Genomic DNA, 6,089 nt, shown 5'->3' on the forward strand with positions numbered 1-6,089 from the left:
GGTCTGGGCAGAACAGCACCTCGCGGTCCTCGGGGATGGAGGCGACGACTTCCACGGCGTTGGACGACGTGCAGCAGATGTCGGTCAGCGCCTTCACCGCAGCCGTGGTGTTGACGTAGGACACGACGACGGCGTCGGGGAACTCGTCCTTCCACGCGCGCAGGTCGTCGGCGGTGATCGAATCGGCCAGCGAGCAGCCCGCCCGCTGGTCGGGGATCAGCACGGTCTTCGACGGGCTGAGAATCTTGGCGGTCTCGGCCATGAAGTGCACCCCGCAGAACACGATGGTGTCCTCGGATGCCTCGGCCGCGATCCGCGACAGCGCCAGCGAGTCGCCGACGTGATCGGCCACGTCCTGGATCGCAGGCAGCTGGTAGTTGTGCGCCAGAAGCGTGGCGCCACGCAGGTTGGCGAGCCGCCGCACCTCTGCCGCCCACTCCTCGTCCCCGAGCACGCCGTCGTAGCCGCCGGGGCCGTTCGTGATCTGCGCGGCCCAGCCGCCACGTGACTCCGTGGTCAGATCCAACACCGTCATGGCCGTCTCCTTTGATCCTGACGGGGTTTTCGACTTATGATCGAAAACATGCCCAATATTAGCACTGCCCACGAAGTGCTGGCCGTCGTCTTCCAGGTTCGGCAGCTCTCAACTCCGAATCCGCAGCTCAGCGTCCTGCTATGGGAGCGCGCCATGGATCCGCAACGCGGCGCCTGGTCACTGCCCGGCGGTCGCCTGCGTCACGACGAAGACATGACGAGTTCAGTTCGGCGCCAACTCGCCGAGAAGGTCGACATGCGGGAACTGACCCACCTCGAACAGCTCGAGGTGTTCTCCGACCCGCACCGCGTCCCAGGCCCGCGCACCATCGCGTCGACCTTCCTCGGCCTGGTGCCCTCCCCCGCAACCCCCGCGCTACCACCCGACACCCGCTGGCATCCGGTGGGCGCGCTGCCCCCGATGGCGTTCGACCATCGGCCGATGATCACCCACGCCCACACCAGACTGATCGCCAAACTTTCCTACACCAACATTGGATTCGGGTTGGCACCAAGGGAATTCGCGCTGTCGACACTGAAGGACGTGTACGACGCCGCGCTCGGATACCAGGTGGACGCCACCAACCTTCAGCGCGTCCTGGCCCGCCGCGGGGTGATCACACCCACCGGCACCACGGCGAAGTCCGGCCGTAGCGGCGGCAGGCCCGCCGCGCTCTACCGCTTCACCGAAGCTCAGTACCGCGTCACCGACGAGTTCGCCGCGCTACGCCCCCCGACTTAACGGGACCCCTAATTGGTTTTAAGGATTCCTTAAGAGACAATGACGGGATGAACTCTGGCAGTGCAGCCGCCTCGACCGGTGCCGAGTGGATAGGACGAGCACCCCACGAGGAGTTGCTCCGCAGGACGCGCCCAGTACTGCCCGACGTCGACCCGTTCCACGTCCCGCCCCCGGGTTTCGAACACGCCAGGCCAGGCACCGTGCTGCGGTCCCGCGACGTTGAGATCGCCTTCCTGGGTCGCGTGCCCCAAAAGCTGACGGCCACCCAGCTGCTGTACCGCTCCGCCGATCTGAACGGTCTCCCGATGGCCGCCGTCACCACCGTCGTGGTGCCCGCCGACCGGCCCGTCGGCAGCAAGGGCCCGATCCTGTCCTACCAGTGCGCGATCGACGCGGTCTCCGGACGCTGCTTCCCGTCCTACGCGCTGCGCCGCGGGGCCAAGGCCGTCGGAGCACTTGCGCAGTTCGAGTTCCTCCTGGTGTCCGCGGCGCTGGCCGAGGGCTGGGCCGTGTCGATCCCCGACCATGAAGGGCCCCAAGGCATCTGGGGGGCACCGTACGAGCCCGGATATCACGTTCTCGACGGCCTGCGCGCGGCGCTGAACCACGACGCGCTCAACCTCTCGGCCGACGCTCCCATTGGCCTCTGGGGCTACTCCGGCGGCGGCCTCGCCACCGCGTGGGCGACCGAGGTCTATGCGGACTACGCGCCGGAACTCAAGCTCGTCGGCGCCGTGCTCGGTTCCCCGGTAGGCGACCTCGGGCATACGTTCCGCAGGCTCAACGGCACCTTCTTCTCCGGGCTGCCCGCGATGGTCGTTGCGGCCCTCTCACACGTCTACCCGGACCTGGACCGCGTCATCAACGAGCACGTCACCGTCGAGGGCAAGGCGATGCTGACCGACATCCAGCACATGACGACCGCGCACGCCGTACTCAAGCTGATCCGCAAGGACATGGGCAAACTGGTCGACGAACCACTGGAGAACATTCTCCAGACGCCCGAGGTCAAACACGTCTTCGACAGCATCAAGCTCGGTACGGCTGCACCGAGCATCCCGGTCCTCATCGTCCAAGCGGTGCACGACGAGCTGATCTCGGTCGGGGACATCGACGAGCTCGCGGACACCTACTCGGCGGGTGGCACCGACGTCACCTATCACCGCGACATGCTCAGCGAGCACCTGCTGCTGCATCCGCTTTCCGCGCCAATGACGTTGCGCTGGTTGCGCGACCGGTTCGCGGGACGGCCGCCCACGACCAATCGGGCGCGCACCAAGTGGCCGACCCTGCTGAACCCGTCCACCTACCGGGGCATGCTCCGGTTGGGGCTCATCTCGGCGAAGGTGATGACGGGTCGGCGGGTGGATCGCCTGCCGTTGTCGGAACTGGATCGCTAGGCCCGACGGGAGCGATCGCGTAGGCCACCTCGATGGGTGGCCATGCGCCGAGGTCGTCACGCTTGGTCGACAACGCGCAGATCGCATAGACGAGCGCGGCGATCCCCGCCGGGAAGACTACCGAGGCGGCGATCTGCAGCGGGGTGTGGCCGAAGAACACCGCGGGCGCCTCGTGCGTGTAGAAGATGCGATGCTCCGGGGAGATGGGCGCCGTCGCCAGGTCGGCGGCTCCGTAACGCCAGCGCGCCAGGGCCGCGCCGACGCCCGCTGCGGTGCCCGCCGCCGCGAGCGCGCCGAGCGACAGAGCGCCAACCAGAAGCGGACCCCGATGGGGTCGCCACTGCCAGACGGCCACGGCAGCGGATACCGCAAGCACGAAGAGCAGCCCCGTCATCAGGAACGCGCCGAGGAAGACGAGGTCGGACTCGTCGCCGACGTATCCACGCACGCGGTCGCCGCTCTTGGTCATGGCGAGAACGATCTGGATCGGCGGCGCCAGCCACGCCCACGCCGCGCCGACGACCACGCCGAGTAGCGCGAGACCCAGAACTACCCGCACGGCCGCCCCGAGATGCGAAAGGCGGGGTGGCTCAACGTGTTCAGGACGAAGATCGGGTGTGCTCATCGGTAGTATCTGCTCTTCGCGCAGGCGCTCATCGCCGCTCCTCCAGGTCCTTGGAGTCCAACTCGCCATGTCGCGAGCACTTCGCCGACCATCCGTCGGGACGCACCTGAACGATCATCCTCCGTCCGCAGTCGGAGCAGAACCGGGGCGGCTCGAGGCCGAGTCGGGCGGCCGCGGGAACGGCCGTGGGACCGGAGGTGCCCTCGGCTTCGCCGGTGTAGACGTTGAACTTCGTCGGCATTGCTAGATGGAGGCGTTCAGCGCCTTGATCGGCATCTGCAGATCATCGAGCAGCTCTAGATCGGCCTCCGCGGGGCGGCCGAGGGTGGTGAGGTAGTTGCCGACGATGACCGCATTGACACCGCCGAGGATCCCCTGCTTGGCACCGAGGTCGCCGAGGGTGATCTCGCGACCGCCGGCGAACCGGAGCATCGTGCGCGGCAATGCGAGCCGGAAGGCGGCGACTGCCTTCAACGCCTCCGTTGCGGGCAGCACCTCCAAGTCGCCGAACGGTGTGCCTGGACGCGGGTTGAGGAAGTTCAGCGGCACCTCGTGCGGGTTGAGCTCGGCGAGGTTGGCGGCGAACTCGGCGCGCTGTTCCAGCGTCTCGCCCATGCCGAGGATGCCGCCGCAGCAGACCTCCATCCCGGCGTCGCGCACCATCTCCAGGGTGCCCCAGCGCTCTTCCCAGGTGTGCGTCGTCACGACGTTGGTGAAGAACGACCTCGCGGTCTCGAGGTTGTGGTTGTAGCGGTGCACACCCATCGCCGCCAAGCGGTCGACCTGCTCCTGGGTGAGCATGCCCAGCGAGCAGGCGATCTGGATGTCGACCTCGTTTCGGATGGCTTCGATGCCAGCCGCGACCTGCGCTAGTAGTCGTTCGTCGGGACCGCGCACGGCCGCGACGATGCAGAACTCGGTGGCACCGGACTTGGCGGTCTGCTTGGCCGCCTCCACCAGGCTGGGAATGTCGAGCCAGGCGCTGCGGACCGGCGACGCGAAGAGCCCCGACTGGGAGCAGAAGTGGCAGTCCTCCGGGCAGCCGCCGGTCTTGAGGCTGATGATGCCCTCGACCTCGACCTCGGGGCCGCACCACTTCATCCGGACCTCGTGGGCCAGCGCCAGCAGGTCCTCGAGCTGATCGTCGGGCAGCTGCAGCACCTGCAGGATCTGGGTCTGGTCGAGCCCTTCACCGCGCTCGAGCACCTGATCCCGGGCCAGACCCAACACATCGGTATCAATTCCTGGGGCCTGCTGTGTCACCCGCACTCCTCCTGCACTAAGAACTTGAACGGTGTTTAGGCTACAGGGGTGCAACTGCGCCGACACGATGTGGTCGAGAAGGCCACCGCGCTCCTCGACGATTACGGGATCGCCGACTTGACGATGCGGCGACTCGCCCGCGAACTCAACGTCACTCCGGGGGCCCTCTACTGGCACTTCGCCGACAAGCAGGAGCTTCTGGGAGCGGTCGCCGACTGGATCCTCGCGCCTGCGACGACGACGGGGGCCGATGCCCGATGGGACGAGCGGATCCTCGCGATCTGTTCGGCGCTGCGCAACGCCCTGCTGTCGGCCACCGACGGCGCTGAGCTCGTCTCGGCCAGCTTCTCCGCAGGGAAGTCCCATCGCATCACCGAGATCCTGCGCGGCCTGACCGTCGCTGCGACCGCGGCTGGCATCGTTGCGCCGAAAGCCGACCTGGCCGCAAGGACGGTGCTCTACTACGTGCTCGGATTCACCGCCGACGAACAATCGCGCCTGCAGTGGGACGCGGCGGGCGCGCTGTCCGACGAACAGTCCGTGATGGCGACGAACCCCAACGCACGCTTCGCCTTTGGGCTGGGTCTGTTGGTGGACGGAATGTCGGCGCACCGATTCTCAGGCGATCAGGGTGTCGACTCTGGCGTCGCCATCCCATCGACGTAAGCCCGCGAAGGTGCCGACGACGCCGCCTGGTGCGATCACCGCCAGCGCCGCTGCGAGATCGGTCGCCGCGAGCCGCCGACTCAACGTCACGTGTGGCGTCCACTGGCCGGGACGCGCGTGCTGAAAGGCCTCCGGCGTCAGGTACGGCGCACAGATCGAATCGACCGACTCGTGCAACCGCAGCAGCCCGGCTGCAGGCACGATGAGGCGAGCCAAGGTCAGGGTCTTGCGGCCGAAGACGATCGGCGCACCGATGAGGCAGTCCAGTGGAAGCTGCCTGGCGGGTTCCCACAGTGCCGCGTCGACGGCCGGGTCGATGCGTTCCCCCACGGTCAGCGTCACGTGCGGGCGGTTGGTCGGTGACTGGTGGCGCGCCTGGCTGGGCAATCCTGCCTCCGCGAGGGCCGTCCAGTCCCTGACGACGACCGCCTCGGTGTGCTGGTCGAACAGCAGCTCGACGGAGTGGGCCATGCCTACAGACTCTGCACCCAGTCGACGGCGAATGCCCGTGCGCTGAGCTCTGCGAACGCCTCAGCCGTCAACCGGCCCGAGCCAACGGGCAGCACCGCGCGGACTCTGGCGATCTGCTCGAGTGCCTCGCGATTCGACAGCTCGGCAGCGCCTGGCTCAGCTGGCCACGCGCCAATCACCAGACCCGCACATGGAATACCCTGCGCTTCAAGCGATTCCACCGTGAGGGCGGCATGGTTCAGGGTGCCAAGACCGGGTCGGACGACGACGAGGACGGCAGCGTCGAGGTCGGCTGCCAGGTCACGCAGCGTCACCCCGTCGGCGCCGATCTCCACCAGCAGGCCGCCTGCACCCTCGACGATGACGAGCCTGCCGGGACGGTCGACCG

At 67.6% G+C, this 6,089-nt stretch carries 9 protein-coding genes; 3 read left to right on the forward strand and 6 right to left on the reverse strand.

The annotated features are described in order from the left end of the window. Positions 1–535, reverse strand: a 535-nt coding sequence (locus ACRDUX_RS08090) for a quinolinate synthase NadA (protein ID WP_526412721.1), incomplete at its 3' end; no start/stop codon positions are given. Between the two features lie 48 nt (positions 536–583). On the opposite strand from ACRDUX_RS08090, the gene ACRDUX_RS08095 reads away from it, so the two are divergent. Together ACRDUX_RS08095 and ACRDUX_RS08100 are read left to right on the forward strand one after the other, a co-directional pair. Beyond that, positions 584–1,276, forward strand: a complete 693-nt coding sequence (locus ACRDUX_RS08095) for an NrtR DNA-binding winged helix domain-containing protein (protein WP_526412723.1) — start codon at positions 584–586, stop codon at positions 1,274–1,276. A gap of 47 nt (positions 1,277–1,323) precedes the next feature. Beyond that, on the forward strand, positions 1,324–2,676 hold the full coding sequence (locus tag ACRDUX_RS08100) for a lipase family protein (RefSeq protein WP_526412725.1): 1,353 nt from the start codon (positions 1,324–1,326) through the stop codon (positions 2,674–2,676). On the opposite strand, the gene ACRDUX_RS08105 is transcribed toward ACRDUX_RS08100, so the two are convergent. The 3 genes from ACRDUX_RS08105 to bioB are packed head-to-tail and all read right to left on the reverse strand — an operon-like array spanning position 2,609 to position 4,543. Beyond that, positions 2,609–3,301, reverse strand: coding sequence for a DUF2567 domain-containing protein (locus tag ACRDUX_RS08105; RefSeq protein ID WP_526412727.1), 693 nt, complete (start codon positions 3,299–3,301; stop codon positions 2,609–2,611). The two genes, ACRDUX_RS08100 and ACRDUX_RS08105, sit on opposite strands and share 68 nt — an antisense overlap. A gap of 28 nt (positions 3,302–3,329) precedes the next feature. Further along, positions 3,330–3,542, reverse strand: coding sequence for a biotin synthase auxiliary protein BsaP (gene bsaP / locus ACRDUX_RS08110; RefSeq protein WP_526412729.1), 213 nt, complete (start codon positions 3,540–3,542; stop codon positions 3,330–3,332). A gap of 2 nt (positions 3,543–3,544) precedes the next feature. Beyond that, a complete protein-coding gene (bioB, locus tag ACRDUX_RS08115) occupies positions 3,545–4,543 on the reverse strand; it encodes a biotin synthase BioB (protein ID WP_526412737.1) in 999 nt (332 codons plus the stop codon). A gap of 69 nt (positions 4,544–4,612) precedes the next feature. On the opposite strand from bioB, the gene ACRDUX_RS08120 reads away from it, so the two are divergent. After that, positions 4,613–5,230, forward strand: a complete 618-nt coding sequence (locus ACRDUX_RS08120; protein WP_526412731.1) for a TetR/AcrR family transcriptional regulator — start codon at positions 4,613–4,615, stop codon at positions 5,228–5,230. On the opposite strand, the gene ACRDUX_RS08125 is transcribed toward ACRDUX_RS08120, so the two are convergent. Together ACRDUX_RS08125 and bioD are read right to left on the reverse strand one after the other, a co-directional pair. Further along, the gene (locus tag ACRDUX_RS08125; RefSeq protein WP_526412733.1) at positions 5,183–5,701 is read right to left on the reverse strand and encodes a 2'-5' RNA ligase family protein; all 519 of its coding nucleotides are present in this window, start codon (positions 5,699–5,701) and stop codon (positions 5,183–5,185) included. The genes ACRDUX_RS08120 and ACRDUX_RS08125 overlap by 48 nt on opposite strands. Before the next feature lie 2 nt (positions 5,702–5,703). Further along, a partial coding sequence (bioD, locus tag ACRDUX_RS08130) for an ATP-dependent dethiobiotin synthetase BioD (RefSeq protein WP_526412735.1) occupies positions 5,704–6,089 on the reverse strand: 386 nt, incomplete at its 5' end.

The sequence above is a fragment of the Mycobacterium sp. genome, assembly GCF_050701675.1.
Lineage (GTDB): Bacteria > Actinomycetota > Actinomycetes > Mycobacteriales > Mycobacteriaceae > Mycobacterium.

Bases quoted from the DNA above. Each gene is read 5' to 3' on its own strand.
- ACRDUX_RS08095 (WP_526412723.1), top strand. From the start codon at position 584: ATGCCCAATATTAGCACTGCCCACGAAGTGCTGGCCGTCGTCTTCCAG.
- ACRDUX_RS08100 (WP_526412725.1), top strand. From the start codon at position 1,324: ATGAACTCTGGCAGTGCAGCCGCCTCGACCGGTGCCGAGTGGATAGGA.
- ACRDUX_RS08105 (WP_526412727.1), bottom strand. From the start codon at position 3,301: ATGAGCACACCCGATCTTCGTCCTGAACACGTTGAGCCACCCCGCCTT.
- bsaP (WP_526412729.1), bottom strand. From the start codon at position 3,542: ATGCCGACGAAGTTCAACGTCTACACCGGCGAAGCCGAGGGCACCTCC.
- ACRDUX_RS08125 (WP_526412733.1), bottom strand. From the start codon at position 5,701: ATGGCCCACTCCGTCGAGCTGCTGTTCGACCAGCACACCGAGGCGGTC.